The 24,559-nt window shown below is 66.9% G+C and carries 19 protein-coding genes, 2 tRNA genes and 1 pseudogene; 5 read left to right on the top strand and 17 right to left on the bottom strand.

What is annotated here, in order from left to right; genetic code table 11:
- Window positions 1-10 precede the first annotated feature (10 nt).
- The 5 genes from AC1DK9_RS15035 to thiL are packed head-to-tail and all read right to left on the bottom strand — an operon-like array spanning window position 11 to window position 5,720.
- The gene (locus AC1DK9_RS15035; RefSeq protein ID WP_476916423.1) at window positions 11-733 is read right to left on the bottom strand and encodes a class I SAM-dependent methyltransferase; all 723 of its coding nucleotides are present in this window, start codon (window positions 731-733) and stop codon (window positions 11-13) included.
- A 23-nt stretch (window positions 734-756) separates the two neighbouring features.
- Window positions 757-1,365 (bottom strand): 16S rRNA (guanine(966)-N(2))-methyltransferase RsmD, encoded by a 609-nt coding sequence (gene rsmD / locus AC1DK9_RS15030; protein ID WP_476916422.1) that lies wholly within the window; start codon window positions 1,363-1,365, stop codon window positions 757-759.
- Between the two features lie 48 nt (window positions 1,366-1,413).
- Window positions 1,414-3,624: an ATP-dependent DNA helicase RecG gene (locus tag AC1DK9_RS15025; RefSeq protein ID WP_476916421.1), complete on the bottom strand. Its 2,211-nt coding sequence runs from the start codon at window positions 3,622-3,624 to the stop codon at window positions 1,414-1,416.
- Entirely contained in the window at window positions 3,614-4,693 is a 1,080-nt protein-coding gene (locus AC1DK9_RS15020; RefSeq protein WP_476916550.1) for a DAK2 domain-containing protein, read from the bottom strand. The genes AC1DK9_RS15025 and AC1DK9_RS15020 overlap by 11 nt, the downstream gene beginning before the upstream one ends.
- 22 nt (window positions 4,694-4,715) lie before the next feature.
- Window positions 4,716-5,720 carry a thiamine-phosphate kinase gene (gene thiL / locus AC1DK9_RS15015; RefSeq protein ID WP_476916549.1) on the bottom strand — a complete coding sequence of 335 codons (1,005 nt, stop codon included), beginning with the start codon at window positions 5,718-5,720 and terminating at the stop codon, window positions 4,716-4,718.
- A gap of 148 nt (window positions 5,721-5,868) precedes the next feature.
- Between thiL and AC1DK9_RS15010 the strand changes: the two genes are divergently transcribed.
- Window positions 5,869-6,372, top strand: a complete 504-nt coding sequence (locus tag AC1DK9_RS15010; RefSeq protein WP_476862748.1) for a DUF3515 domain-containing protein — start codon at window positions 5,869-5,871, stop codon at window positions 6,370-6,372.
- Window positions 6,373-6,401: 29 nt separating this feature from the next.
- Here the strand turns inward: AC1DK9_RS15010 and AC1DK9_RS15005 are convergent, their stop codons facing one another.
- The 7 genes from AC1DK9_RS15005 to leuC form a co-directional block, all read right to left on the bottom strand.
- A complete protein-coding gene (locus AC1DK9_RS15005) occupies window positions 6,402-7,550 on the bottom strand; it encodes a D-alanine--D-alanine ligase family protein (protein WP_476916420.1) in 1,149 nt (382 codons plus the stop codon).
- Window positions 7,551-7,552: 2 nt separating this feature from the next.
- A complete protein-coding gene (locus AC1DK9_RS15000; RefSeq protein ID WP_476916419.1) occupies window positions 7,553-8,614 on the bottom strand; it encodes an NAD(P)H-dependent glycerol-3-phosphate dehydrogenase in 1,062 nt (353 codons plus the stop codon).
- Window positions 8,611-9,423 carry a lysophospholipid acyltransferase family protein gene (locus tag AC1DK9_RS14995; protein ID WP_476916418.1) on the bottom strand — a complete coding sequence of 271 codons (813 nt, stop codon included), beginning with the start codon at window positions 9,421-9,423 and terminating at the stop codon, window positions 8,611-8,613. The genes AC1DK9_RS15000 and AC1DK9_RS14995 overlap by 4 nt, the downstream gene beginning before the upstream one ends.
- A gap of 10 nt (window positions 9,424-9,433) precedes the next feature.
- Window positions 9,434-10,759, bottom strand: a complete 1,326-nt coding sequence (gene murA, locus AC1DK9_RS14990) for a UDP-N-acetylglucosamine 1-carboxyvinyltransferase (protein WP_476862744.1) — start codon at window positions 10,757-10,759, stop codon at window positions 9,434-9,436.
- Between the two features lie 109 nt (window positions 10,760-10,868).
- Window positions 10,869-11,357, bottom strand: coding sequence for a TspO/MBR family protein (locus AC1DK9_RS14985; RefSeq protein WP_476916548.1), 489 nt, complete (start codon window positions 11,355-11,357; stop codon window positions 10,869-10,871).
- A 98-nt stretch (window positions 11,358-11,455) separates the two neighbouring features.
- The gene (gene leuD, locus AC1DK9_RS14980) at window positions 11,456-12,058 is read right to left on the bottom strand and encodes a 3-isopropylmalate dehydratase small subunit (RefSeq protein WP_476862741.1); all 603 of its coding nucleotides are present in this window, start codon (window positions 12,056-12,058) and stop codon (window positions 11,456-11,458) included.
- Between the two features lie 58 nt (window positions 12,059-12,116).
- Entirely contained in the window at window positions 12,117-13,571 is a 1,455-nt protein-coding gene (gene leuC, locus AC1DK9_RS14975) for a 3-isopropylmalate dehydratase large subunit (RefSeq protein ID WP_476916417.1), read from the bottom strand.
- Between the two features lie 159 nt (window positions 13,572-13,730).
- Between leuC and AC1DK9_RS14970 the strand changes: the two genes are divergently transcribed.
- A complete protein-coding gene (locus tag AC1DK9_RS14970) occupies window positions 13,731-14,450 on the top strand; it encodes an IclR family transcriptional regulator (protein ID WP_175322958.1) in 720 nt (239 codons plus the stop codon).
- 40 nt (window positions 14,451-14,490) lie between these two features.
- Window positions 14,491-15,036 carry a DUF1697 domain-containing protein gene (locus AC1DK9_RS14965; protein ID WP_476916416.1) on the top strand — a complete coding sequence of 182 codons (546 nt, stop codon included), beginning with the start codon at window positions 14,491-14,493 and terminating at the stop codon, window positions 15,034-15,036.
- Between the two features lie 21 nt (window positions 15,037-15,057).
- Here the strand turns inward: AC1DK9_RS14965 and AC1DK9_RS14960 are convergent, their stop codons facing one another.
- The 5 genes from AC1DK9_RS14960 to AC1DK9_RS14940 form a co-directional block, all read right to left on the bottom strand.
- Window positions 15,058-16,674: a GTPase gene (locus tag AC1DK9_RS14960; protein WP_476916415.1), complete on the bottom strand. Its 1,617-nt coding sequence runs from the start codon at window positions 16,672-16,674 to the stop codon at window positions 15,058-15,060.
- Window positions 16,671-18,452, bottom strand: a complete 1,782-nt coding sequence (locus AC1DK9_RS14955; protein WP_476916414.1) for a dynamin family protein — start codon at window positions 18,450-18,452, stop codon at window positions 16,671-16,673. Before AC1DK9_RS14955 ends, AC1DK9_RS14960 begins: the two co-directional genes overlap by 4 nt.
- 106 nt (window positions 18,453-18,558) lie before the next feature.
- Window positions 18,559-18,634 (bottom strand) — tRNA-Glu (locus AC1DK9_RS14950).
- A 144-nt stretch (window positions 18,635-18,778) separates the two neighbouring features.
- Window positions 18,779-18,850: transfer RNA gene (locus AC1DK9_RS14945), tRNA-Gln, on the bottom strand.
- A gap of 134 nt (window positions 18,851-18,984) precedes the next feature.
- Window positions 18,985-20,883, bottom strand: coding sequence for an O-antigen ligase family protein (locus AC1DK9_RS14940; RefSeq protein ID WP_476916413.1), 1,899 nt, complete (start codon window positions 20,881-20,883; stop codon window positions 18,985-18,987).
- A gap of 191 nt (window positions 20,884-21,074) precedes the next feature.
- On the opposite strand from AC1DK9_RS14940, the pseudogene AC1DK9_RS14935 reads away from it, so the two are divergent.
- Both AC1DK9_RS14935 and AC1DK9_RS14930 read left to right on the top strand, forming a co-directional pair.
- Window positions 21,075-21,341: pseudogene (locus tag AC1DK9_RS14935) on the top strand (carboxypeptidase-like regulatory domain-containing protein); the annotation flags it as partial.
- Window positions 21,342-21,413: 72 nt separating this feature from the next.
- On the top strand, window positions 21,414-24,559 hold a 3,146-nt coding region (locus AC1DK9_RS14930; RefSeq protein WP_476916547.1), incomplete at its 3' end, for a carboxypeptidase regulatory-like domain-containing protein.

Genomic DNA, 24,559 nt, shown 5'->3' with positions numbered 1-24,559 from the left:
AAGGGAACCGTCACCGGGCACGCGCGGTGACGACCATGAATGAGGCGTCAGGGGTGAAGGGAGTGCGCGCCCAGTCCCCGTATACGGCGTCCACCTCGAAGCCGGCTGTGGCGAGCTGCCGGAGAAGGCTGTCGACGTGGCGGAAGGCGAAGCGCGCCGTCTCGGTCACTCTTTCACCGGTCCGCAGGAACTGATTATGGAACCTGGCTGTGACAACGCCATCTTCGGGCTCTGACACCTCTGCCCACTCGTCAAGCGGCCCATGCGGGGTGTCGCGGCGGGAGCGCTCCTGCGACGCCCAGCGTTCCCATGCCCGGGCTGCGGGGTTCCTGCTGTCGAAGGCCAGTACTCCACCCGCCCGCAGATCAGCGTGGAGATCCCGCAAGGTGCGCTGCCACTCCGGATCGAGGATGTGCTGGAGGACGTTGCCCGTAAGCACCGTGAAGTCGAATTGCATCGGAGGGATGGCGCGGCTGTCGCCCAGGATCCAGTCCACGCCGGCTGCTCCTGGCCGACGCCGCGCGAAAGCAAGCATCGCAGCCGACGGGTCCACGCCGACAACAGTGCGTCCTTCCCGGGCAAAAGTCACTGTCAGAATGCCGGTCCCGCACCCAACGTCGAGTATGGACTCCGCCTCACAGTCGTCAGCAATTGAGCGGTAGAAGTCGTGGTCCGGGCCATCCGGATTGTCCTGGTCGTAAAGGTTAACGAGTCTGGTGTCGTAGTCGCTCACAACGGGACCCCACGCACCAGCATCTACTCCGACGGTTCGCCGGGCGTGTCCGCCTCCGCGGCCTCGACCCCGGGCTCGGCAAACCAGAGCCGCGTCTCGCCGTATTTCTTCTCCGCGAACCGCTCCATGCCCTCGGGCCAGGACGGCTCCGGGGTGCGGGCGGAGCGTTCCACCACGACGACGGCGCCCTCGGCCAGGTGCGGAAGCAGCTTGGCGAGCACCGCGGCCAGCGCGACCTCGTCCAGCGGATAGGGCGGGTCCAGGAACACCAGGTCCCAGCGGGTTGCCTCGGCGGCGCGGTCCAGGAAGGATTCGACCTTCGAACGGTGCACGGAGACCACTTTGCGCCGCGCCACGGTATTGACCAGGTCCGCGTTGCGCTGGCAGACCTCGCTGGCCTTACCGTCGAATTCCACCAGGTCCACGGCCAGCGCGCCCCGGCTGGCGCTTTCCACGCCGAGTGAACCGGAGCCGGCGTAAAGGTCCAGCACCCGCGCGTCGGCAACGACCTCGAAGGCGTCCAGCCTGGAAAAGAGCGCTTCCTTCACCCGATCCGTCGTGGGCCGCGTCAGGGAGCCAGGGACGCTGACCAGCGGTGTGCCGCCGGCGGCCCCGGCGATGATGCGGCTCATGCCTGCCGCTCCGATCCGGACGCGATAAGCCCGGCCTTGCTTCGTGTCCTAGCCGCGTTCAAGGAACGCCTCCTTCTCCGGGTTGAGGTAGTCGTCGATTGCCGCGGCCAGTCCCGTGTGCCGGGCCAGGTCCGGGTCGGCGCCGATGATCGCCTGGGCGTCCTGCCGTGCGCGGGCGATCAGGTCCTCGTGCTCCAGGACCCGCAGCAGCTTCAGCGTCGAGCGGCCGCCCGACTGGGACGCGCCCAGGATGTCGCCCTCGCGGCGCAGCTTGAGGTCCTCCTGGGAGAGCTCAAAGCCGTCCGTGGTGGCCGCAACCGCGTCCAGGCGGCGACGGCTGGGATGCTCAGGTTCCAGGGTGGTGACCAGCAGGCAGGTTCCCGGCAGCCCGCCGCGGCCCACCCGGCCACGGAGCTGGTGCAGCTGGGAGATGCCGAAGCGATCCGCGTCCAGGATCACCATGAGCGTGGCGTTGTGCACGTCCACTCCCACCTCGATCACGGTGGTGGAGACCAGTAGCTTGGTCTGGTTGGCCGTGAACGAGGCCATGGTTTCCGATTTCAGGACCGGATCCTGCCGGCCGTGGAGCGGCGCCACGGGTACGCCGGCCAGCGCCGGTTCGTCGCGCAGGAGTTCGACGACGCCGGTCACCGAGGCGAGTTCCCGGGCTCCGTTGTCGGCCAGGTCGGCGTCGGTGGGCTCGGCCTCGCCGGGGCTGAAGTCGCCGTCGTCGTCGGTGCCGATTTTGGGGCAGACGACGTAAACCTGGTGGCCGGCGTCGATCTCCTCGCGGGAACGGGTCCAGATCCGGGTGGCCCAGGCTGGGTGTTCGGCCAGGCCCACCACGTGGGTGGAGATCGGGGCACGGCCCGCCGGCAGTTCGTCCAGCACCGAGGTCTCCAGGTCGCCAAACACGGTCATGGCGACGGTGCGCGGGATGGGCGTGGCGGTCATGACCAGCAGGTGGGGCGGCTTGCTGGCCTTGGACCGGAGCGCATCACGCTGCTCGACGCCGAAACGGTGCTGCTCGTCCACGACGATCAGCCCTAGGTCGTAGAAGGAAACGTTCTCGCTGAGCAGGGCGTGCGTGCCGATCACGATTCCGGCGGTCCCCGACGCGGCGTCCAGCATGGCCTGCTTCCGGGCGGCGGTGGGCATCGAGCCGGTCAGCAGCGTGACCTGGACGGAGTCCGGGCCGAGGCCGCCGAGCAATCCGTCCCGGGAAAGCGGTCCGAGCGTGCGGCGGATGGACTCGAAATGCTGCGCCGCGAGCACCTCGGTGGGCGCCAGCAGCGCCGCCTGTCCTCCGGCGTCGACCACCTGCAGCATGGCGCGCAGGGCGACGATCGTCTTGCCGGAGCCCACCTCGCCCTGCAGCAGCCGGTTCATCGGCGAGTCCCGGGTCAGTTCCTCGGACAGGGTTTTGCCAACAGCTGCCTGGCCCGCCGTCAGGGTGAAGGGCAACTGGCGGTCGAACGCAGCCAGCAGGCCGTCCGCGGCGGGACGGCGCGCCGTCGCTTCCTCCGCGGCGAGCTGGGCGCGGCGCCGGGCCAGGGCTGATTGCAGCACCAGCGCCTCCTGGTAGCGGAAACGGTCCCGGGCACGCCGCCAGTCCGCCGCCGTCTCCGGGGCATGGATCAGCCGGTACGCGTCCGCGACCGGCAGGAATTTTTCCCGCGCGGAGATGTCGGCGGGCAGCGGGTCATCCAGGCTGTTCAGGTCGGCGGTTTCCAGCAGCGTGGAAATAACTTTCTGGATGGACCAGCTGGTCAGCTTGGCGGTGGCCGGGTAGACCGGGATGGGCATCGCCGCGAGCTTCTCCGGGTCCATGCCCGGGACGTCGGGATCCTCATCCAGCAACTGGAACTCGGGGTTGGTCAGGCCGAGGGAGCCGCCGTAGCGGGTCACCTTGCCGGAGAACAGGGTGCGCCGGCCCGGCTGGAGCTCGGCTCGGGCGCGGAAACCGTTGAAAAAGCTCACCTTCAGGGTGCCGGCGTCGTCGGTAATTACGACGTCGGTCAGCGAACCGCGCCGGGCGCGCATGGCGCGGGTGCTGTTGGAGAGCACGCGGGCGATCAAGGTTACTTCCTCGTCCAGCGGGACCTCGCTGATGGGGGTCAGCTCGCCTCGGATCATGTACCGGCGAGGGAAATAGTTCAGCAACCCGCCGACTGTGGTGATGCCGAGGTGCTTTTCGATCACGGCCGCGGAGCGCTTGCCGATGCGGCGCTCCAGGCCTAGTTCAAGTTCAGCGTTCATGTCCGTCGAGGTCCGCGCTGCGGGGGTCTGCGGCAGGAACTGCTTCCAAGGGAGGAGAATCAGCGTCCCGGGGCAGCGCCAACTCGCTGACGCTGATGTCCGAGGGTTCGCCCAGCGAGCGGATCAGGGCGACGGCGGGCGCGGCGTCGGGCACGTGGACATGCACCCGCCACCGGTAGGCGCCCTCGGCGTTGGCGTCGCCGCCCACCTGGCTCATGATGACGGACTCGCCCATCTCGTCCAGCCGTTGCCGCATGGTGGCCGCGTCCAGCGGCGAGAGCGTGATGGTGCACATGACTTCGACGCCGTCATCCCCCGGCATGTCCACGTGGATGTGCGGGTCCTGGACGTCATAGCCATGCAGGCCGTCGAGCAACTGGTCCTGGAGTTCCTCGCCCAGCACGGCGGAGCGCAGGCAGTCCAGGACCAACAGCATCCCAACCCCGCCGGCGTCCACCACGTGGGCGGTGTGCAGGGCCTCAAGCTGGTCCTCGGTGTGCACCACGGCGGCCAGCGCGGCCTCGACGGCGGCGTCGAGCGCCAGGCCCAGGGTGTGGTTGCTGTCGTCGCCGTCGTGCTCGGCGTCGACGGCGGCAGCGGCGCGGGCTGCTGCTTCCATCACGGAAAGCATGGTGCCGGAAACCGGGTCACTCAAGGCGGACCACGCCCGGATCTGGGCACGGTTGAGGGCGGCGGCCAGCAGGGGCGAACTGAGTCGCGGATGCCCGGCCAAAGGTTCGGCGGCGGCGCACAGGAAGACTGCGAAGAGCGTTCCGGAATTGCCCCGCGCCTGCTCCATGGCGGCCTGGCCTGCCCTGGCCAGGACAGCCCCGACGTCGTTCTGGGCCGGGTCGGGCGGGCCCACGACATGCAGCGCAGGGCCGGCGTCCAGCTGCGGCAAGGCAGCCGTGTCGGTGGCTACGTCCTGGAGCGCGCGGGCTGCGGCGCGGACGGTGAGGTAGAGGTTGGTTCCGGTGTCCCCGTCGGCTACCGGAAAGATGTTGATGGCGTTCAGGCGGTCGCTGTGGTTTCCAAGCGTTGTCTCCGCCTTGCCCAACCACCGCTTCATCGCTTGCGCGTTGGCGGCAATCTTAGTCTGCAAAGTGATCCCATCCCACAGTGTCAGCGGGCCGGCCCGCGATCGTGACGCCTGTGCTGTCCTTTGGTGCAGAGGCTCCTACCGAGCCTATCGCAGTGAAACCGTGAGGCAGCTGAACGCCGGCGGGGAAGGCTGCGAGCAGTCCGTGGTCCTCGCCGCCGCCAAGGACCCAGTCCATCGGCTCCGCGCCCAGCAGGGAAGCAGCCGGCTGCAACGGCACACCGAGCTCCTTGAGAGCCACCGGGTCCAGGTCCAGTACGGCGTGGCTGGCCGCGGCCATCCGCGCCCCGTCCCGGACCAGGCCGTCGGAAATATCCATCAGGGCGGTGGCGCCGGATTCCCGGGCCAGCGGCCCTGCCGCGAGCGGCGGCCGGGGGCGGCACTGGGTGTCCATCAGGGCGCGCTGTTCGTCGGTGAGGGTGTGGACGGCGTTGCCGGATTCCAGCAGGGCCAGACCGGCGGCAGCGCGTCCGGTGGTGCCTGCGAGCGCCAGGGTGTCCCCCGGACGGGCGCCGGAGCGCAGCACCGGCGCGTGCCCGTCGAGCGTGCCCAGGATGGCGACGCTGACAGCCAGTTCGCGGCCCCGGCCCAGGTCCCCGCCGGCTACCGCGCAGTCCGGCGCGCCCAGTTCGCGGATCCCGGCGCTCATCCCGTCGGCGAAGTCCTCCACCCAGGACACGAGGGTTTGCGGGGGCATGGTCAGGCTGACAACCATCGAGGTGGCACGCGCCCCCATGGCATTTATGTCGCTGAGGTTCTGGGCCGCGGCCTTCCAACCGACGTCGTAGCCGGTGGTGCGGTAGCCGTTGTTCCATTCGAGCCGGAAGTCCTGGTCCACAACCTGGGTGTCGATGCTGACCACTGTCCGGCCGTCCGGCGCTGCCACGATCGCGGCGTCGTCGCCGGGTCCCAGCAACAGGGCACTGCTGTCCCCGCCGTGGAGCCGCGGGAAGATCCGGGCAAGCAGTTCCGACTCGGAGAGTTCGGCCACGGTCAGGGCGTCGGGGTTCCGGGCCTCGGGGTTTTGGGGCTTTTGCGTCAGTGGTTCGGGCACAGCCCTACGCTACCGCGAGGCTGTGACAAGGGAGGCGTCGGGTCGCTCCGAAGCGTCCGGATGGCCGCCGCAGCCGGGATAGGCTGGATGGATGCAGCTGCTCCGCCCGCACGGTTCCCGTCGTCCACTTCGTCTTCTGGCAACCGCCGCCGCGGCCGGGCTCGCGCTCAGCGCCTGCTCCCCCGCCGTGGACGTCGCGCCCGCCAAAGACGCAGCGAACGCGGCCTGCGCGCCCATGATGCTCGCGTTGCCGGACAGCCTTGGTGACGCGAAGCTGCGCAAGACCAACAGCCAGGCGACGGCGGCATGGGGTGACCCTTCGCTGGTGGTCCTGCGCTGCGGCGTCAATGTCCCCGGACCCACCACGGACCGCTGCGTGAGCGTGAACGGCGTCGACTGGGTCATCAAGGAGGGGAACCCGGTCTGGACGCTGACCACTTTCGGGCGCGAACCCGCCACGGAAATCCTGATGGATCCCAACAAGATCAGCTCGGCCACGGTGCTGGCCGAGCTCGCGTCCCCGGCCTCGAAGATCAAAGCCACGCGCAAGTGCGTCGGCCAGGAGGATCTGCAGAACCTGCCTGCCGGCAAGTAGCCCGGCGCGCAGGTATCTCGGCCTCGCTTTTAGCGCAGCCCGGTCTTGCGGTGCAGCGCCAGGTAGATGAGCTCGTCGATCAGCTCCGCGTAGCCCAGTCCCGAGGCCTTCCACATCTGCGGGTACATGCTCTTGGGTGTGAACCCGGGCATGGTGTTGATCTCGTTGATGATCAGTTCACCCTCGGGCGTGTAGAAGAAGTCCACCCGGCTCAGGCCCTCGGCGCCCACGGCGTCGAACGCGACGGCGGCAAGCTCGCGGACCCGGGCGATGGCCTCTTCGGGGAGGTCGGCCGGGCAGCTGAGCGCGGCGGCGTCGTCCTCGACGTACTTGGCGTTGAAGTCGTAGAAATCGTGGCCGCCGCCGGCAACAGAGATTTCGCCCGGCATCGAGGTCCGGGGAGCATCGTTGCCGCGGCCCTCCAGCACGGCGCATTCGATCTCGCGCCCCACGATGCCGGCCTCGATCACGAGTTTCGGATCGTGTTCCCGGGCGGCCTCAATTGCGGCGTCCAGTCCCTCGAGCGAATCCACCTTGGAGATTCCCATCGAGGAGCCTGCCCGCGCCGGCTTGACGAAGACCGGGAAGCCGAGGGCATCCACGCGCTTGCGCACCTGTTCGGGATCGGTCAGCCACTGCCGGTCCGTGACGGCAATGTACGGCCCCACGTGCAGGCCGGCGGACTCGAAGACCACCTTCATGTAGTGCTTGTCCATGCCGACCGCGGAGGCGAGCACGCCGGCACCCACGTAACGGGTGTCGGAGAGCTCCAGAAGCCCCTGGATGGTGCCGTCCTCGCCGAACGGTCCGTGCAGCAGGGGAAAGACCACGTCCACCGAGCCCAGCTCCTGCGGGACCTGGTTCGGGGAGGCGACGATCAGCTGGTGTTCCCCGCCAATCTCGGCCAGCGTCACGGTCTGGTCCGACGGCGCCACTTCCGGCAGCGAGGATGCGGAGAGCGACCACTGCTTGAGGTCGCYGGAGGCCAGCACCCATTGGCCGGTCTTGGCGATCCCGATCGGGATCACCTCGTACTTAGTCTGGTCAATCGCGCCGAGGACCCCGGCCGCAGTGACGCAGCTGACCGCGTGCTCGCTGGAGCGGCCGCCGAACAGCACCGCCACACGGGGCCTGGATTGGTCGGATTGTGCCTCTGTAGTCAAATTCTTTTCCGACACTCTCAGTAATCGCCTTCGGGTTTCAGGTCCCGGGACAGCAGCAGCGGCCCCAGTTCGTCGACGGACAGTTTTCCGGCCAGGACCGCGACGACGGCGGCCGTGATGGGCATCTCGACGCCGAGCTTGCCGGCCAGTTCATGCACGGCCTGCGCCGATTTGATGCCTTCGGCGGTCTGCGTCATTTCGGCCGCGACCTGCTCCAGGCTCAGGCCGGTTCCGAGCAGCCGTCCGGCCGTGTGGTTCCGCGATAGCGCGGAGGAACAGGTGGCGACGAGGTCACCCAGCCCGGCGAGCCCGGCCATGGTCCGGGCCTCGCCGCCGAGGGCCAGCGTCAGCCGCGACGTCTCGGCCAGGCCGCGTGTGATGACGGAAGCCTTGGTGTTGTCGCCCATCTGCTTGCCCTCGCAGATGCCTACGGCCAGGGCAATGATGTTCTTGACGATGCCGCCGATTTCCACGCCCACCACATCCGACGTCGTGTACGGGCGGAAGTAGGGTGCCGTGCAGCTGCGGGCCATCCAGCCTGCGGCGGCGTCGTCCGTGCAGGCGACGACGGACGCCGTCGGCTCCTCACGGGCAATTTCCATGGCCAGGTTGGGCCCGGACACCACGGCGACGCGCTCGGCGGGAATAGCCAGCTCCTCGCAGACCACCTCGCTCATCCGGGCATCCGTGTGCAGTTCCAGGCCCTTCATCAGGGAGACCACCAGAGCGTCGGGTCCGATCAGGTGCTTCCACTCGCGCAACTGGGGCCGCAGGGTCTGGGCAGGGACGGCCAGGACCACCAGGTCCGCGCCGTCGAGTACCTCGGCCACGTCGGTGGAGGCGGTGATGCTGGCGGGCAGGGCGATGCCTTTGAGGTACTGCTCGTTGCGGTGCTCGTTGTTGATCTGGTCCACGACGGCGGCGCGCCGGCCCCAGAGCCGGACGCTGCGTTCGACGCCCGAGGCCGTGGCCGCGTCGGCCAGGATCTTCGCGAAGGTGGTACCCCAGGATCCGGCACCGAGCACGGCAACGCTCTTGGCCGAGCTGGAGGAATCCAGCTTGGGAAGCTCTGCCGTCACTTGGTGCCGTCCGTTGCGGCGCCAGCATCGGTGTCTGTATCAGTGCCCTCGGCGGCTCCGCCGCTGTGCCCGCCACGTTCGATGAAGCGCCCGTGGGTGGACTGGTTGTGCGCCGAGGGGTCCCAGCGCACCAGCGGCGGCTGTCCGCCGCGCAGGGTTGCGAGCAGCTCGGTGATGGCGTCCAAGATCACGTTTGTCGCTTCGGTCAGCGTCGCCTTGTCCAGGGGACGTCCGGCAAAAGCACTAAGGTCCACAGGGTCGCCCACCAGCACCCGTGAGGTCTTACGGGGGAACACATGGAAGCGCTTGGCGTAGCGCGGAAAGACTTCATGGGCGCCCCAGTGGGCCATCGGGACCACCGGGATACCGCTTTCCAGCGCCATCCGGGCAGCACCGGTGTGGCCCTTCATGGGCCACAGCTCAGGGTCGCGTGTCAGCGTGCCCTCGGGGTAGATGATGATGGCACCACCCTCGTCTACGACCTCCCTGGCGATCTGCAGCGAACGGTTGGCGCCCGCCGTCGAGCGCTCCACCGGGACCTGCTTGGTGTTGCGGAGCACCGAACCCAGTACCGGCACCTTGAACAGGCTGCCCTTGGCCAGGAAGTGCGGCATCCTGTTCTGGTTGAAGAGCATGTGCCCGATCACCAGCGGATCGATCTCGGTGCAGTGGTTGGGCACGGCAATGAAACCGCCGGCGGGAAGCTTCTCCAGGCCCTCCCACTTCTTATTCATCAGCAGGTTCATGACGGGCCGGACGATGCCGGCCACGATGACAAAGGTGATGTGGCTCTTGGCCGTTTCCTTCACGTGGTCCCCGCTACCGGGCTGACGTGATGTCGAAGTCGGCGCCCAGGCCGGCGAGCTTCTCGGTGAAGCGCTCGTAGCCCCGGTTGATGATGTCGATGCCGGTGACCTTGGAGGTGCCGGTCGCGGCCAGGGCAGCGATGAGGTGGCTGAAGCCGCCGCGCAGGTCGGGCACGTCGATGTCGGCACCCTTGAGCTGCGTCGGCCCGGAAATGACGGCCGAGTGCAGGAAGTTCCGCTGGCCGAACCGGCAGGGGACGCTGCCGAGGCATTCGCGGTGGACCTGGATGCTGGCGCCCATCCGGATCAGGGCATCGGTGAAGCCGAAGCGGTTTTCGTACACGGTCTCGTGCACGATCGAGACGCCTTCGGCCTGGGTCAGGGCCACCACCAGCGGCTGCTGCCAGTCGGTCATGAAGCCGGGGTGGACGTCGGTCTCCAGCACCAGCGGGTTGAGCTTTCCGCCGGGGTGGTAGAAGCGGATGCCGTCCTCACCGATGTCCATGCCGCCGCCCACCTTGCGGTAGGTGTTCAGGAAGGTCATCATGTCCCGCTGCGTGGCGCCCTCGACGAAGATGTCGCCGCGCGTCACCAGGGCGGCCGAGGCCCAGGACGCGGATTCGTTGCGGTCAGAGAGTGCACGGTGGTTGTAGCCGCCCAAGTCCTGCACACCCTCGATCCGGATGGTGCGGTCGGTCTGGACGCTGATGATTGCGCCCATCTTCTGCAGCACGGCGATGAGGTCGACAATTTCCGGTTCGGTGGCCGCGCCGGACAGCTCGGTGATGCCTTCGGCCCGGGTGGCGCTGAGCAGTACTTGTTCGGTCGCTCCAACGGACGGGTAGGGCAGCGCGATCTTGGCGCCCTTGAGGCCGTTCGGCGCGGAGATGTGGATCCCGCCCGGGCGCTTCTCCACGACGGCGCCGAACTGGCGCAGCACGTTGAGGTGGTAGTCGATGGGGCGGTCACCGATCTTGCAGCCGCCAAGGTCGGGGATGAAGGCCTCGCCGATGGCGTGGATCAGGGGTCCGCAGAGCAGGATCGGGATGCGGGAGTCACCGGCGTGCGCGTCGATGGCAGTGTGCGAGGCCGTCTTGGCGTTGGTCGGGTCCAGTGTCAGGTCCCCGGTAACGGGGTCCTTGTCCACCGTGACGCCGTGAAGTTGGAGCAGGCTGGTGACAACCTCAACGTCCTTGATTTCGGGAACGTTGCGCAACACGGACGGCTCATTGCCCAGCAGGGCGGCAACCATCGCCTTGGGGACAAGATTCTTGGCCCCCCGAACGGTGACGCGGCCGGTCAGCGGGACGCCTCCGCGGATTGTCAGAACACTACTCATTTACCAGTTTCCTCACGACTACTCGCCCCCCAAATCCTTACAAAGGCTCCAGCTAAGCATAGGAGCTAGCGTTACCGATCCGAAATACGGCGCGAAGCAGTGCCGCCGATCAGTTCGCCGTCTTTCCGGCATTGAGGCGCGCCACCGCCGTCGACAACGCTGTAGCGAAGCCGCACCACGCTGCGTAGGGGGCAAGTGCCACACCGGCACGGCGGTCCAGTCTGTAGGTGCGCCGCACCAGGTCGACACTGCTCGCCGTCAGCACGGCGCATTCCGCCGCAGCGAGCCACGGCCGACGCGCCCGCCAGAAGAGCCAGCTCCAGGACGCATTGAGGACGAGGTTTGTCGCGAGTGCACGCCGGTAGGCGGCTCGCTCTTCCCTCTCCTTGCCGTCCGGAGCGCCGGTCCCATCGCCGCTGTCCAGCGCGACGGCGGAGCTCACGGCGAGGTCCGCGTACAGCGCTGTCCAAACCACAGGAAATGCAATGGCTGGCGGTTGCCAATCAGGCTTGCGGAGCCGTCGATACCAGGCGTCGTCAGGGTCCGTCGCCAATCCACCGACCGCTGCCGTCGCAGCTGTCGCGGCCGTCGTCCACATCACCGTAGTGAATTTCATCGCTGCTCCCTAGGGGCTGAATTTTGCCGTCCGAGTGAGGTGCTTCCCTCAAGGCCGATAGTACTCAGGAGCTCAGGAACTCAGGACAGCTTCGCCGGCAGTGTCGTCGGTTTGAATGCCGGCCGCGTGGCCTCGTAGGCGGTGATGTCTTCCTCGTGCTGCAGGGTCAGCCCGATGTCGTCCAGGCCCTCCAGCAGGCGCCAGCGGGTGTAGTCGTCAATCTCAAACGGTGCCACCACATTGCCGCACTCTACGGTCTTGGAGACGAGGTCGACTTTGACTTCGGTGCCGGGGGCGTTTTCCAGCACCTTCCAGATCAGTTCGATGTCGTCCTGGGCCAGTTCCGCGGCGAGCAGGCCCTGCTTGCCCGAATTGCCGCGGAAGATGTCTGCGAACCGGGAGGACAGCACTGCCTTGAAGCCGTAGTCCTTCAGCGCCCAGACAGCGTGCTCGCGGGAGGAGCCCGTGCCGAAATCCGGCCCGGCCACCAGCACGGAGCCGGCGCTGAACGGTTCCTGGTTCAGGATGAACGACGGGTCCTTGCGCCAGGCCGAGAAGAGCGCGTCTTCGAAGCCGGTGCGGGTTATGCGCTTGAGGTAGACGGCGGGGATGATCTGGTCCGTGTCGACGTTGCTCTGTCGCAGCGGGACACCGACGCCGGTGTGGGTGGTGAACTTTTCCATTGCGGATCCTTCGGAAGCTGGGTCTGCCAAACGGGGCAGGTGGCCGGGGCGGGTGGCGCTACGCGGCGCCCACGTGCTGGCCGGCGGGTTCGGTCACGGGCTCCAGGTCCGACGGCGAGCTCAACGTGCCGCGCACCGCCGTCGCCGCCGCCACCACGGGCGAGACGAGGTGGGTGCGGCCGCCCTTGCCCTGGCGTCCCTCGAAGTTGCGGTTGGATGTTGAGGCGCAGCGCTCCCCCACCTCCAGCTGGTCCGGGTTCATGCCCAGGCACATCGAGCAGCCGGCAAAGCGCCACTCGGCACCGAAGTCCGTGAACACCTTGTCCAGCCCCTCGGCCTCGGCCTCGAGCCGGACACGGGCCGAGCCGGGCACCACGAGCATCCGGATGTCCGGATCCTTGGTGCGGCCGCGGATGATGTCCGCCGCGGCCCGCAGGTCCTCCATCCGGGAGTTGGTGCAGGAACCCAGGAAGACGGTGTCGACCCGGATCTCCTTCATCGGCGTGCCGGCCTCGAGGCCCATGTACTGCAGGGCACGTTCCGCGGCGGCCTTGGCGTTTTCGTCGCCGAAGTCCGCGGGCGAAGGCACGTTGGCGGACAGGGACACGCCCTGGCCAGGGTTGGTTCCCCAGGTCACGAACGGCTCCAGCGTGTCGGCGTCGAGGTCCACCTCGGCGTCGAACGTCGCGTCATCGTCGGTCCGCAGCGTGTTCCAGTACTCGACGGCGGCGTCCCAGTCCGCGCCCTGGGGCGCGTGCGGGCGCCCCTGCATGTAGTCATAGGTGGTCTGGTCCGGTGCCACCAGGCCGGCGCGGGCGCCGGCCTCGATGGACATGTTGCAGATGGTCATCCGGGCTTCCATCGAGAGCGCCCGGATGGCGGAACCGCGGTACTCCAGGACGTAGCCCTGGCCGCCGCCGGTACCGATCTCGGCGATGACGGCCAGAATGATGTCCTTGGCGCTCACGCCCGGCCGCAGCGTGCCCTCAACGTTGATTGCCATGGTCTTGAAAGGCTTGAGCGACAGCGTCTGGGTGGCCATGACGTGCTCCACCTCGGAGGTGCCGATTCCCATGGCGAGCGCGCCGAAGGCCCCGTGCGTGGACGTGTGTGAGTCGCCGCAGACCACGGTCATGCCCGGCTGGGTGAGGCCCAACTGCGGGCCGACCACGTGGACGATCCCCTGCTCGGCATCCCCGAGGGAGTGCAGGCGGACGCCGAATTCCTTGCAGTTGTTCCGCAGGGTCTCGATCTGGGTCCGGCTGGTGAGGTCCGCGATTGGCTTGTCGATGGCCAGCGTGGGAGTGTTGTGGTCCTCGGTCGCGATGGTGAGGTCCGGCCGGCGCAGCTTGCGGCCGGCGAGGCGCAGGCCCTCGAAAGCCTGCGGGGAGGTCACCTCGTGCACGAGGTGGAGGTCAATGAAGAGGAGGTCCGGCTGGGCGTTGGCGCCTTCGCCGTCCCCCTTGCGCACCACGTGCGCGTCCCAGACTTTCTCGGCCAATGTCTTTGCCACGGCCTGCTCCCTTCACTGCTGTTTTGCCCCGCGACTGCCTGCGCTGCTAGCGACGCGTCCCGTTCCGGCCGGTTGATGATCTCCACTGAATCAGCACTGCCGCCAAATATGCCAGCGCAATGATTTGCATCTCAGATATTGAGACGGCAATATCATTACATGGACAATTCTAGTGGCGTCGGCGTCATCGATAAAGCGGCCCATGTACTCGACGCGCTCGAGGCCGGCCCCACCACCCTGGCGCAGCTCGTTGCGGCCACCGGACTCGCTCGGCCGACGGTGCACCGCCTTGCGCTGGCGCTCGTTCACCACCGACTGGTGAGCCGCGACATCCAGGGCCGGTTCGTGCTCGGCAGCCGCCTGGTCGAGCTCGCCTCTGCAGCCGGCGAGGACCGGCTCATTGCGTCCGCCGGCCCCGTGCTGATGCAGCTGCGCGACGCCACGGGCGAGAGCGCCCAGATATTCCGCCGGCAGGGCGACTGGCGTGTCTGCGTCGCCTCCGCCGAGCGGCCCATCGGCCTGCGGGACACCATTCCGGTGGGCACCCAGCTTTCGATGAAGGCCGGTTCCGCAGCGCAGGTGCTGCTGGCTTGGGAAGACCACGACCGCCTGCTCGAGGGCCTGCAGGCCGCCCGCTTCACGCCCACAGTTTTGGCCGGAGTACGACGCCGCGGCTGGGCGCAGAGCCTCGGGGAACGTGAGCCGGGGGTCGCTTCCGTGTCCGCGCCCGTCCGCGGGCCATCCGGCCGCGTGATTGCCGCAGTCTCCATTTCCGGTCCGATCGAACGCCTGACCCGCCAGCCCGGTCGGCTGCACGCGGAGGTCGTCTGCAACGCCGCCCGCGTCCTGACCGAGGCGTTGCGCAAGACCAACGACTAAGCGTCGCCGCTTTCCCTGCCGGCGCCGCTAGGCTGTGGCCATGAACAGCTATGCGGTCTTCCTGCGCGGGGTCAACGTCGGCGGGATCAACATCAAGATGGCGGAGCTCAAAGAGGCCCTGAAGACGCGTCCGTTTTCAGCCGTGAAAACGCTGCTGGCCAGCGGCAACGTGGTGCTCGCCAGCGAGCTTTCGGCAGCGGAGGTCAAGGCAGAATTCGAGGCCTGCCTGCGCGGGGCCTTCGGCTACGACGCCTGGGTGGTGGTGCTGTCCGCCGACCGCGTGGCCGAACTTGTCGAGGCCTGCCCCTATCCCCCGGACGACACCACGACGCACAGCTACGTCACGCTCTCCTCGGATTCCGGGATACTTTCCGAGCTCTACCACGCCGGGAGCGCCCTTGAGGGCGTGGAGCTGACACGGCTGGGGCCCGAAGCCATGGCCTGGCTGGCGCCCGCAGGCGGCACCCTCGACAGCCCCTTCAGCAAGCTCTCATCCAAGGCCAAGTACAAGGCCAGCACCACTACCCGTAACCTGCGGACCCTGGTCAAGGTCCGCGACGCCGTGGAAACAGTCACCGCCGAGTAGCCACAGGCCTGCCCGGGAACATCACCCTGCCGCGGATTTCAAAGCGGCGTTGAAGGACTTGAGCCGGCTGATCTCCAGTTCCACCGGGTCCACCACGAGTTCCTCCGCGACGGCGGACACGGCAGCCCGCAGGCGCTTCCTGGCCACCCGCGCCCGGGCACGGGCCGCGGCGGCGGCGATAAATCTCGCCGCAAGGGCCAGCACGATGCCCAACAGCACTCCCCCGGCCACCATGACGGTGGGCACAGGCCAGCCCTCCACCCGGGGAATCTCCGGCACAGGCAGCTGGAAGTAGCCCAACGCGGCCAGCACCCCAAGCCAGCCCAGGCCTCCGAGCGCAACCACCAGGCCCAGCCACTGGACCACGTTGAAGGCCGTCCACCACCAGGAACCGCGCCCGGCTTTGAGATCTGTGCTGGCAATCGCTTGGTCCAGCGCGTCGGGAAGCCGCTCCCGGCCCTCGCGGGCCGCTCCGCGGATCACCGCACGCCAGGGGCCCGGAGCGCCGTCGGACGCGGCGTCCGCAAAGTCGCGCACGGCGGCGTCGGTACGCGCCCGTTCCGGGGCCCCGGCCGGTGGCAGCGAGGTGCGGTTCAGCTCGGGCCGCGCGTCCGTCCGCCGCAGGTTCAGCCGCCGCAGCGGGTCGGGCCGGAACCGGACCAACCAGCGCGTCACCGGCCAACCGGTGCGGCGTGTGGCTTCCTGCCGGTAGGACCGTGCCACGGCATCCACCACCAGCGGCACATTGGCGGCGACAGCCAGCTCCCCGGCCAGCCGGCCCCGGGTCTCAGCCCTCACGCCGGCGGCCTCGCCCGCGCCGGAGGCCTCGGCGAGCCGTGCGGAGGCCCGGTCGACGTCCGCAGCGAGCCGCTGCGAGAGCGCCAGCCGCTGCATGACAACCTGGCGGATGGCGGAGCGGACCTTGTCCACGCCGGTACCGACGACGGCCGACGCACCCAACACCTGCACTTTGCCCAGGCCGTCCCGGGCCAGGATGCCCTTCAGGGATTCGAGCACAGGCCGGATCTCATGTTCCGGCAGGCGGTCCACCTGGTTGAGCACCACGAGCGTGACGGCCGCGTGCGAGGCCAGCGGGGCGAGGAAGTCATTGTGCACGGCGGCATCGGCATACTTCTGCGGATCCAGCACCCACACCAGCACGTCCACGAGGCCCACCATGCGCTGCACGATCTCCCGGTTTTCGGCGCGCGTCGAGTCAAAGTCCGGCAGGTCCAGCAGAATCAGCCCGGTGGTCTCGTCGGCGAATCCCGGGACTGCTGCGGCGTGGTGCCGGGCCCGGACATCCAGCCAGTCGAGCAGCCCGTCGCTGCCCTCGGCGCCCCAGATGCCGGCCAGCGGTTCGGAGGTGGTGGGGCGCCGGGCTGCCGCGGTCGCGATTTCCTCGCCGCTGACCGCGTTGAACAGCGATGACTTGCCGCTCCCGGTCCCGCCGAAGAAGCCGACCACAGTGTGGTCTGCCGAAAGTGAGCGGCGGGAGCTCGCTCGGTCCAGCACCGCCAGGACTTCCTCCAGGGACTCGTCCGGCAGGGCGCCCGCGGCGAGTTCCCGGGCATCGTTCAGGGCTTCCAGCCTGCGGTGCAGCTGCGAGGCCTGCTTGGCGGCGGTGTGGCGGTTCATGCCGAGGCCGCCAGCCGGCCGAGGTCCGCGGCGTGCTCCGCGAGGGCGGACGGGGGCACCCCGTCGGGCATCTCAAGCCGGGCCAGGAACCGTTGCTGTTCCGCCTGCAACAGCCGCTGGCAGCGGGCCTGCAGGTCCTCGCGTGCCGTCTTGGCGAGCCGGCGGACCGCGTCTTCTCCGAAGACGGCTTCCAGGACGCGCTGGCCCACGACGGCGGTACCGCCGGCCACGCCGATCTCAAGACCGGTCAGGCCGGCGGTCATCGAAAAGACCACGATCATCAGCGCCGCGCCAAGTCCATTGATGCCGAAGGAGAGCCAGCGGGCCTGGCTGCGCTTGCCCTGGCCCTCTGTCCGGATCAGTTCCATCAGGCTGCCCTGCCAGGCCCGGATCTCGGCAGCCACAGCGTCGGCGAAGGATTCGCTGGTGCCGGAGAGGTCATCGGTGCCGAGAAGCTGACGGCCGGCCGGGTCGGAGCGCCAGCGCTGGTCGGCCTCTTCGGCGGCGTTGGCGGCTTCGTCAAGAATGACCGCCTGCAGGCCAGTCTCGATCGCGGTCTCCACCCGCACGGCCGGGGTGGGTTCGCCCCGGAAGAAGGCGCCCATCCGGTCCCTGAGCCGGCCGATGGTTTGTTCCATGGCGCGGAAGAACTCGCCCGTACCCACGAAATCCTGCCAGCGGGCCAGGACTTCGCCTCGCAGCAGGGCGCCATCCCGCGTTGCGTCGAGGATGCGCCCGACGGCGTCCGCATAGGCACTGCTGGCGTCCTTGGCCAGCACCTCGGCAGCGCGCTGCTGGGCCGCCACGGCGCCCGCGACGCTCTCGACCCGGCCGCCCAGCGCCCTGACCGTTCCGTTGAGCGTCCGGCGGGCTACCGCGGCCCGGCCGGCAGCGTCGACAGCAAGTTCCCGGAGCCAGCCGCTCAGCGCCGCCACGGCATCAGCCGGCAGCATCCCCATCGAATCAAGCTCCACCTCGCGCACGACGAAGAGCCGCGCAGCGCCCAATCCCTCTCGAGTCAGCATGGCCTGGAGGTCTGCGCTGACCTCCTCTTCTGCTGCCGCCGGGACACGGTCCAGGACCACGGCCACCATGATGTCCCGTGAGGCAGCGTCCAGCAGCAGGCGCCAGGGAACGGCGTCGGCGTATCGGTTGGCGGTGGTGACGAACACCCACAGGTCGGCTGCGGCCAGAAGCTGGCCGGCGAGCCGGCGGTTGTCATCGGAAACGGAGTCGACGTCGGGCGCGTCCAGCAGCGCAATGCCCTGCGGCACCGCCGGATCCGCGGCGAGCACGAGGGAGGTGATGGCGGCCGCGTCCGGGGTGGGGCCGGCCTGGTGGGCGGGCAGGGGCGCGTCGACCACCGTTCCGCGGATCCGACTCAGGCTCGGCAGCACCCGCTGGTCCGCAAACCACTCGGCGTCGCCGGGGTGGTGCAGCAAGATTGGCTGGCGGGTGGTCGGGCGGATGGCGCCGGCCCGGGTCACCGGGTGTCCTACAAGAGCGTTGACCAGGGTGGACTTGCCCGCACCGGTTGACCCGCCGACGACGGCGAGCAGCGGAGCCTCCAGGCTGCGGTACCGGGGCAGGATGTAGTCATCCAGTTGGGCCAGGACCTGACGGATGTCGAGCCGCGCGGCATCGGCCCCGGGGAGGGCCAGGGGTAGCGACACCGCTGACAGTTCCCCCCGGACCGTCTCGAGCAGTTCGACGGCGGCAGCTTGCCGCGCGGCGGGCGTCTGCGGCCCGGGGCGGCGGTTGCTTTCGTTGGAGCTCACAGCCTCATCATGCCAGTTGGGCCTCCCCGGGCGGTGCCGCTTGCGTCCGGGTGGTTGGCGGTGACAACAAAAAACGGCCCCGGGCTGATGCCCGGGACCGTTTCCATGGTGACCCCAGCGGGATTCGAACCCGCGTTACCGCCGTGAGAGGGCAGCGTACTAGGCCGCTATACGATGGGGCCCTAATACTTCCTTACTTGCACTTCCGAACAGCATTCCTGCCGTTCGAGCCAAGTCAGTATTTCACAGACTTAGCGCGTGTTCCAAATCGGTCAAACCGCTTCAGAACCCCTGATTTACCGCGGAAAACCGTGGATTATTCAGAGCTGGGATACCAGGACTCGAACCTAGAATGACGGTACCAGAAACCGTAGTGTTGCCAATTACACCATATCCCAATGGAACTTTCGGGCCGGTTCCGCAGGTCCAAACCCGCGCTCCCAGCGCCTCAGCACGAGTAATTACTTTACCCGAGACTTTTGCCGCGCACAAATCGAGGCTGGCGGGGCCATCCTCGGGCCCCGAGGACGGGCTAGCCAGTGCCCACATTCTGCGCACGTTGCAGCGCGTCCTGCGCCAGCTCGGCCTCGCCCAGACGCTGGTAAACACCGGCCAGTACCCGCCAAGGCACGTCCGACTTAGGATCGAGAACCGCCGCCCGTTGCAGGTCCGCGACGCTGTCCGCACCGCGGCCGAGCCCGAAGTTCGCAACGCCGCGCTGGAGGTAGACGGCCGATGAGTACGGGGCCATCACAGTCAGTTGGTCAAGTTGCGTCTTGGCCGCATCGAGCTGGCCGGCATAGATGTGGCCGATTGCGGTGGCAAGGCCGGCCTCCAAAGACTGGGGTGTCCGGACCAGCGCACGGCTTCCCCACTTCACGGCGTTGGCGGCGGCGGTCTTGTCACCATCGGTGCCCGGTCCAGCAAACGCTTGAGCCGCCAACATGGCTGTGTCGCTGTCCCAGGGGCGCAGACCATAGGCCTGCTGGAAGTATGCGTCTGCTCCGGTCGGGTTTCCCTCGCGGGCGGCTCGGGCGCCGGCTGCCATGGGCCATTCCGCTGCCGACGCGGGCACTGCCACGGCTAGGGCGGCCGCCACGAGGGCCAGTCCGGCAATCCTCGAGGAAGCCAAGTCCCGCGCCAAACCCAGGACGCCTCCCTGACGATTCCGTCCATTCTGCTCGATCGCCACCAGCCCGCCACCCAGGAAGGCCACCAGTCCGGTCGTCCCGGGAGAACTGAAATGGGTCAGGAGCGCGACCGCATAAGCACAGACAGCTGCCAGCACAACTATCAGCTGTTGCTTCCCCGCTGGTTCCGCGGCCTGGGCGATTCTTGCCAGCGCGCTCCGGATGAACAACCCGGCGCACACGAGCGCAGCGATGAGCAGGGGCGCACCACCGGCCACCAGTAACTGCAAAGGCCAGCTATGCGGTGAATCAGTCGGGAACCTGTCCCCCACTGTTTGCGCCCACGATTGATCCACGTAGGCGGGGAATGCGTCGACAAAACCACTTGGGCCGACGCCGCTCCATAGGTGGTCTTTCACGAGACCGAGGGTCCGGTTCCAGAGCATGGACCGGCCATCAACAGTGTCTGCCGAGAACAGTCGAGCGCGCATGGGTGGGATGAGCAATGCCGAGGCACCGACGGCAACGACCGCTCCGGCGAGACCCAAGACGACCGTGAGCTTCCTGCCTTGGCGCGCTCTGAACAGAACAACTGTTGCCGTGATGGCAACGATTGCCAACGCTGCCAAGGCAGCCCGCGATGCGGAGAGCAGGACAATCGCCACGGCGGAGGCTAAACCAAGCACCGTCAGCCACTTACCTCTGCCGGCAGATTTTCCAAACGGCGCAGAAAGCACGCCTGCTATTACGACGCCAATCAGACCCTGGTCTGTCGCATTTCCCAATGTCGCGCCGGTTCGGTCTCCAACGGCCCCGCCTATTGGCCGCAGTCCCACGGCCTCAAATCCGCTCAAGGCTAGAAGAAGGACCGCAGCGGCCGCGAGTGACAGCCGCAAAGTTTGCCAGTTGCCGGTTGTGGCCTTTCCTCCCAGAATCTTCGCCCCCACGAAAAACATCGCGACATAAAGTCCGAGCGTGGGAATTCCCTCGTATCTGGGCCATCGCCCCAGAAGGCTGGCCAGCGGGCTCTCCGAGAACAACATCGCGACGACGATCCAGCCAGCACCAAGTCCAATGGCAACCTTCAGGGTCCTTGGAACGAGGCCGGCCCTCGGTGACAGGACGCCGAAGAGTACGGCCACGATAAGGATCAGGATCTTTGCCCAGACAAAGCGGAACAGCCCGCCCGGTTGAAATGCCAGTACGGAAATAACCGCTAGGCCAATGGAGAGGGCCGGAAATGAGACGGCGTCCGCCATTGGACGGACGGATTTCTTCATCGCCCCAAGTGTTGTCGTCACGAAACATCGTCCATCCGAGAGTTTTCCCGACTTAGGAATCTGATCCAGTCGGCCCCACTTAGTATGCAGGAAGTTACGGGCTTCGCCGCTTTACAAATGCCTTTCCCCGGTTACACTGAGTCGTTATTTGAAAACTGAATGATGGCGCGGCGTAATCCGTTGCCGGAAATCACTCTTTGGGGGGAGTAAAGATGCTCTATAGGAGCACCCGATTCCGTGCGCGGTTTGCGACCGTATTGGCGGTACTTGCGTCTTTGATATTTTTTGGACTGGCGCCGGCGCATGCCGAAGAAGCCGACAATGCGTCCATCAGCGGCACCGTCACCGCACCAGCCGGCGTGGACCTGGCCCGCATTTGGATCTCAGCCGAGAGCACGGCGGAGTACCGCGGTACGCAGCCCGATTCGGAAGGACACTTCACTGTCAGCGGCCTGCCTGCCGGCAGCTACAAGGTCCATTTTTCCGGCAACGACAGTGGCGCGGTAGACGGTTGGTACGGAGGCGCTTCTTCCTCCGAGGGGGCCACCGAGGTGCTGGTAGGTTCAGGGCAGGCACTCACCGGAATTAATGCCACCCTCGATAAAGGCGCTTCGGTAAGCGGCAAGATCACTGGAGCTGCCGGCGTCGATGTTGCGCAAATCGGGGTATCGGCTTGGCAGCCAGACGGATATCTTCCGAGATACAGCCAGGTGGACGCCGACGGCAACTACAAAATCGTAGGACTTCCGGCCGGAACGTTCACGGTCAAGTTTGACGGTAGGAACGCCGGCGCCCTGGATCAGTGGTACCCGGCTGCCTCCTCTTTCGAGAGCGCAAAGATGTTCACTCTCACGGCCGGCCAGGAACTTTCCGGCATCGACGCCGCCATGGTCAAGGGTGCTTCAATCACAGGCACCGTCACCGCGCCTGCGGGCGTGGATCTTTCGACCGTGGGCGTCACGGCTTGGCCCACCTCGGGCATGACGAATAACAGCTTGGAGGTGCACCCCGACGAAACCGGCCGCTATGTCATCAAGGGACTGCCTAGGGGAAGCTACAAGGTTCAGTTCGCCTCTTACCAGGGGGATTTCCTGGAGCAGTGGTACGCGAACGCTACCTCCTTTGAAGGCGGCACTACCGTCACGATGGCGGACGGGGAGGACGTTGTAGGGATCGACGCGGCTTTGCTCAAGGGCGCCTCGATCAGCGGGAAGGTCACGGTTCCCGCGGGCGTGGATTATTCGGCCGTCAGCGTTTATGTCCAGTCCGAAGTGGGGTGGATTTGGCGCTACGCCGAGGTGGACACCGAAGGCCATTACAGCGTCTCGGGACTTCCCGCAGGACGGTACAAAGTCCAGTTCACCGCGAACGGCACGAGCGCCATGGACCAGTGGTATGGCGGCGGCACTTCCCCTGAATCCGCCGTCGACGTAGTCGTCGCAGCCGATCAGGACGTCTCGGGAATCGACGCCACCCTGCTCAAGGGAGCGTCCATCAGCGGAAAGATTACCGCTCCGGACGGCGTGGATATCTCCGCCGTCAGCGTGGAGGTCGAGTCCAAGAATGAGCCAAGCTCCGCCGGCAAGTCCGTCCGTGTAGACCCGGACGGTCGCTACAGGGTCCAGGGACTTTCCTCGGGCAGTTACACGGTGCGGTTCTCCCCCGGCGACTCCGGCGCGTTGGATCTCTGGTACCCGAACGCGGCCTCCGAGACGAGTGCAACTGCAGTCTCGGTAGAAAGCGAGCAAGACGTCACAGGGATAGACGCAACCCTTGTCAAGGGAGCAACCGTTAGCGGAAAGATCACCATTCCCGCCGGTTTCAGCCCCAACTCTCTTACAGTCCAGATCTCTACGATGGGGCCCGGTCGGGGCAGCTCAAATATCACGAATGTCGAAAACGATGGAAGCTACAAGTTTATTGGACTCTATGCCGGTGACTACGTAGTAGAAGTCACCTCCTTCAGAACCGGCCTCCTGGACCTCCGCGGTTCCAATGGCATTCCCATCAAACTTGAGACTGGCCAGGATCTGTCCGGCGTGAATGCCACCATGACCAAGGGCGCTTCAATCAGCGGCAAGGTCAGCGCTCCCGCGGAAGTTGATTTGACGTCGGTCCGCGTCATCGTGACGCAAGAAGACGGGTCCACCTTCGCCGGCAGTTCCGAGCCACGATCGGATGGGAGCTACGAGATCAATGGCCTGGCTGCCGGAAGCTACAAAGTAAGCTTTGCTGGCCAGGACTCCGGCAGCCTCAGCGAGTGGTACGACAATGTGCCGACTGCCGACAAAGCGCTGCCGATCACCCTTCAAGCCGGGCAGGACCGCACGGGAGTCGATGCGATACTGGCGCTGGGCGGCAGCGTTAGCGGGAAAGTGAACATCCTCCCGGATTTCAATCCGATCGAGAGCTACTACGCAGCGACTATCTTCCAAGCGGGAGACATTAACAAGGTGGTCGGCCGTGCATCCATCGGCTCCGATGGTCATTTCACCCTGCGGGGCCTCCCCACGGGTAGCTATAAGATTCTTTTCTCCTCCTACAACACTGGCGCCTTGGACCGTTGGTACGGCGATGCCGATAACTTCGGGGCAGCCACCCCGATCACCGTTGCCGCGGGACAGGCCATCACAGCTGCGGACACAACCTTGATCAGGGGAGCAACTGTCAGCGGGAAGGTTACCGCCCCCGAGACCATGGACCTGCGCCTCACCCGGATCACGGCCTACCCGGATGGCGTGCTGGACGGTGCTCAATTCAGCAGCCAGTTGGCTGCCGATGGGAGCTACAAGATCGTCGGGTTGCCTGCCGGAAGCTACAAGTTGAAGTTCGACGGCGGCAGCAGCGGCGCCACCGACCTCTGGTACGGCGGCTCAAATCTGGCAACGGCGTCCATGGTCACCGTCGCTACCAGCCAGGACCGCACGGGAATCGACCTGACAGCAATCAAGGGTGCTTCCCTCAGCGGAAAGGTGTCAGGGCTGGACGGTGTCCGCTACCCGGTCGACGTGCTGGACCCTGCGGGCAAGACGGTTAAGAACGGCTATACGGACGCCTCCGGCGCCTTCAGCGTCGTCGGTCTGGCGGAGGGATCTTACAAGGTTGCCTTCAACCGTTCGAGTGGTTATGCGCAGGAAGAAGCGCAGTTCTACGACAACAAGCCCGAATCGTCCGGGCCGGCGCAGGCGGCACCCATCGCTGTCGCCTCGGGCCAATCCGTAGATGGCATCAACGCCTCTTTGGTTCAAGGCGGATCGATTACGGGAACGGCAACCGACAAGGCAGGCAAGCCGATCGCGGGCGCGTGGGTCCAGGCCTACACTCTCGATGGATCGCTGGTGACCCGCAATGGCGCCACCGACTTCACGGGGAAGTTCACGATCCCGGGTCTCACCACGGGGAAGTACATCGTCGTGCTGCATAGCAACCTCGGCAAGCTGTACTCCGGCAATACCGCCAGCGAAACGTCGGCTACACAGGTCGACGTCGTGTCAGGGAAGGCCAGTGTTCTCGATCTCGCCTACGCTTCCGGGACCGATCCACTAACAGCACCGGTTCCCACCATCACCGGAACGGCGAAAGTCGGGGCCACGCTCACGGCAGTCCCGGGAACCTGGGCTCCGGCCCCGGTCACCCTGGCCTACCAGTGGAAGGCCAACGGCGCCGCCATCAGCGGAGCAACGGCCAGCACCTACAA

This window comes from Arthrobacter sp. 01T414 (genome assembly GCF_056398965.1).
The sequence above is the reverse complement of the archived record's forward strand: the minus strand, read 5'-3'. Positions and strand labels throughout refer to the sequence as shown.

Bases quoted from the DNA above. Each gene is read 5' to 3' on its own strand.
- rsmD (WP_476916422.1), bottom strand. From the start codon at position 1,365: ATGAGCCGCATCATCGCCGGGGCCGCCGGCGGCACACCGCTGGTCAGC.
- AC1DK9_RS15025 (WP_476916421.1), bottom strand. From the start codon at position 3,624: ATGAACGCTGAACTTGAACTAGGCCTGGAGCGCCGCATCGGCAAGCGC.
- AC1DK9_RS15020 (WP_476916550.1), bottom strand. From the start codon at position 4,693: ATGAAGCGGTGGTTGGGCAAGGCGGAGACAACGCTTGGAAACCACAGC.
- AC1DK9_RS15010 (WP_476862748.1), top strand. From the start codon at position 5,869: ATGCAGCTGCTCCGCCCGCACGGTTCCCGTCGTCCACTTCGTCTTCTG.
- murA (WP_476862744.1), bottom strand. From the start codon at position 10,759: ATGAGTAGTGTTCTGACAATCCGCGGAGGCGTCCCGCTGACCGGCCGC.
- AC1DK9_RS14985 (WP_476916548.1), bottom strand. From the start codon at position 11,357: ATGTGGACGACGGCCGCGACAGCTGCGACGGCAGCGGTCGGTGGATTG.
- leuD (WP_476862741.1), bottom strand. From the start codon at position 12,058: ATGGAAAAGTTCACCACCCACACCGGCGTCGGTGTCCCGCTGCGACAG.
- AC1DK9_RS14970 (WP_175322958.1), top strand. From the start codon at position 13,731: ATGGACAATTCTAGTGGCGTCGGCGTCATCGATAAAGCGGCCCATGTA.
- AC1DK9_RS14965 (WP_476916416.1), top strand. From the start codon at position 14,491: ATGAACAGCTATGCGGTCTTCCTGCGCGGGGTCAACGTCGGCGGGATC.
- AC1DK9_RS14960 (WP_476916415.1), bottom strand. From the start codon at position 16,674: ATGAACCGCCACACCGCCGCCAAGCAGGCCTCGCAGCTGCACCGCAGG.